General features: G+C 62.8%; 3 protein-coding genes. 2 read left to right on the top strand and 1 reads right to left on the bottom strand.

What is annotated here, in order from left to right:
• The first annotated feature begins 53 nt into the window (after positions 1-53).
• Positions 54-1,508, top strand: a complete 1,455-nt coding sequence (locus JHD07_RS36740; RefSeq protein ID WP_291631097.1) for an undecaprenyl-phosphate glucose phosphotransferase — start codon at positions 54-56, stop codon at positions 1,506-1,508.
• Positions 1,509-1,747: 239 nt separating this feature from the next.
• Complete coding sequence (locus JHD07_RS36735) at positions 1,748-2,113, top strand: helix-turn-helix domain-containing protein (protein ID WP_291631095.1); 366 nt, start codon at positions 1,748-1,750, stop codon at positions 2,111-2,113.
• A 132-nt stretch (positions 2,114-2,245) separates the two neighbouring features.
• Here the strand turns inward: JHD07_RS36735 and JHD07_RS36730 are convergent.
• Positions 2,246-2,998: CpsD/CapB family tyrosine-protein kinase (locus JHD07_RS36730; RefSeq protein WP_291631093.1), on the bottom strand; the 753-nt coding region annotated here is incomplete at its 5' end.

The raw sequence follows: 2,998 nt of genomic DNA, 5'->3' as shown, positions 1-2,998 counted from the left end.
ATGGTACAATGCGCGTGTTATCGGGATCGCGACTTCGATGCCGGGGGTGCATTGTGACCGACTTGACCAACACGGCTAGATCGACCGCGACATCCGAGCCCCGATCGCGGCCTCACCTTGCCCTTCCGTTCGTTCTGATCGAGCCGCTGTTCGCGACCCTCGACGCCGCCATCATCGTTGCGGCGGGTGCACTGGGCGGCCTCGGGTATCAGCATGCCCTCGGGGGGGGCCTTGGCGATGTCGGTTTTTATGCAGGGATGGGATTGGTCGCAAGCCTTGCCCACGTTCTCGTCGCGCACTTCCTGGGTTTGTACCGACACAACCATTTGCTGGATGCCGAGCGCGACGGCGGCCGCGTCCTGGCCGGCTGGTGCATCGCGGCGGTGACTATCCCGGTGGTCCTGTTCCTTTTCAAGTCTGGTGCCGAGGTCTCGCGGGGATCGGTGCTTTGCTTCGTCGCGGTTGCCGCTACCGGTCTGGTCTGCGGACGATGGATGGCGAAGCGCAGCCTTAGAGCCGCGCTGCTGACGGGGACCATTCGTGGGCGGCGGGTGGTTGTGGTCGGAACGGCCCCGGAACTCGCACAGTTCGACCGGAACGAACTGCTGACCCGATTCGGGCTTCAGGAGATCGACCGCGTGACCTTGCCGCGTGTCGACGACCTGCTCCCCGGATCCGAGGCGAAGCGAGGCGAGGCCATGACGGCGCGGATCCGTCACGCTGGCGCCGAGGAGATCGTCCTCGCGCTGCCCTGGTCGGCTCCGCAGGCAGTCACCGCAGTGCTCCGCCACTTGCGTGCAATCCCGCTTCCCGTGCGGCTGTTGCCTGATTGCGCTGTCTCCACGGTGCTGCGGCACCAGACCTCGATGTCGCAACGGCTCTACATGGTCGAGGTGCAGCCGGCTCCGCTCTCGGCGCTGGACCGGATGAGCAAGCGGCTGCTCGATATCGTCGTGGCGACGACGTCGCTGCTGATCCTCATACTTCCCCTGGCGATTTCAGCCATCGCAATCAAGCTGGAGTCGAACGGACCGGTAATCTTTCGGCAGCGCCGCCATGGCTTCAACGGAAAGCCCTTCGTCATCTACAAGTTGCGCAGCATGTGCGTGCAGGAGGATGGCGGGTCTGTCGTCCAGGCGACCAAGCAGGATCCCAGGGTAACCAGGGTCGGGCGGCTGCTGCGGCAGACCAGCATCGACGAGCTGCCACAATTGATCAACGTGCTGCAGGGCCACATGTCCATCGTCGGGCCGCGACCTCACGCTCTGGTGCACGATTACGAATACGGCCGGATGATCGCGAACTACGCGTTCCGCCACCATGTCAAGCCGGGCATCACCGGCTGGGCCCAGGTCAACGGCTATCGAGGGGGCACGCCACAGCTGGAATTGATGAAGCAGCGGATCGAGCTAGATCTATGGTATATCGATAACTGGAGCCTGACGCTCGATGTTTACATCATGTTCAGAACGGCCGTTGAGCTGATGTGGCCACGCAATGCGTATTGATGCGGTCGCGCTCCCGCATTGACCTGCAAGCGCAGCACTGAGAGCGCTTCATGCTGAAGCTGGCAGGCGCCGGGACGGGGCAGCGCAGCGGGTTCAGCCCGACCGTGCCTCCAGCAGATCCAAGGAGGCGGCCATTCGGGCAACGATGGCCGGGGGAAGTCCGGGGGGCCTATTGAAAAGGTTCACGATTCGCGCTTACTAGACTTGGGCTAGCGCATTCGGGCCTGAAAGGACCCATTATGGTTGGGAAAAGGCATGCCACCGACGAGATTTCGGCCAAGCTTGCGCAGGCCAACGAACTGGCGGCAAAGGGCAAAACCCAGCGCGAGATATCCAAAGCGCTTGGCGTCAGCATCATGACGTACCATCGCTGGAAGAAGATGCTCAAATCTTCGCCAGCTTCGGGCAACGGTTTACGCGACCTTGAGACCCCCCCGCGATCCGGAGCCAATGATGCGAGTTCGGAGGAGACGATCAAGCGGCTGGAGATCGAGAACGCTCAATTGCGCCGACTCGTAACCGATATGCTGCTCGAAAAACTGAAGTACGAAGAGGAGCTTCGCTCGCGCCAAGGTGCCCGTATGCGGCGCCCGGACAACGGCTGAACAGAATTCACGCCGCCAAGCTGCTGCGCCGCTACAGCATGATCGGGTAAAGCGCGAACCGGTTCTCCGGAAAGATCGTGCGTAGACAACAACCTAAAGCGCCATGACGATCCATCCGAATGTTGTCGCGCTTTAGGCTCCCCTCATATAGTAGCCGTTCTGGTAAATGCCGGGCTGCTCGAACCGCTCGAGCAGTCGGGTATTGGCCTTGTTCAGCACCACGCCCAGCAAGCGTTCGTGCAGTTCCGTTTCCTGGAGCAGATGACGGCGCACCGTCTTGACGCTCGTGGCTCCCCATTCCACCACGAACACAAAGGAATCGATCGCCGGCACGGTGGCGCGAACGTCGACCACCGGCGCCAGCGGCGGCAGATCCACGATAATGTAGTCGTAGCTTTTGCGCAGCTGCTCCAGGAGATCGCGGAATCCCTGCGAGGCGAGGATCTCATCGGAATGGACGGGAGCCTCGGTCAGGAGCAACGGCAGAAGGGCCAAGCCGGTCGTCGGCTCACGTCCGGTCGCCTCGTTCAGGTCGAGCTTTCCGCTGATCACGTCGAGCCAGCCCGCTTGCGGGCGCGGCGAGAGCGATCGCGCGAGGGTGGGGTTGCGCAGATCCGCGTCGATCAAGACCACGCGTCGGCCTGCGTCGGCCATCAGATTCGCAAGATTGGCCGCAACGGTCGACTTGCCCTCTGCCGGCAGGGCCGACGTAACCCCGATCACCTTGGTCTGGCGGACATTGGCCTGCAGCCAGGCGCTGACCTTGATCGCGCGGAACGCCTCGGTAAACACGGAAATCGGGTCGTCGACGGCCCGGCGTTTCAGCGCATCGCCAAAGGCGAAGTACTGCGGGCCGGCGGGCGCGGATTCGCCGGTGTCCGAGGA

The organism is Bradyrhizobium sp. (assembly GCF_016462955.1).
Taxonomy (GTDB): Bacteria; Pseudomonadota; Alphaproteobacteria; order Rhizobiales; family Xanthobacteraceae; genus Bradyrhizobium.
Note: the sequence above shows the minus strand (reverse complement) of the source record. Positions and strands in the feature narration are given on the sequence as shown.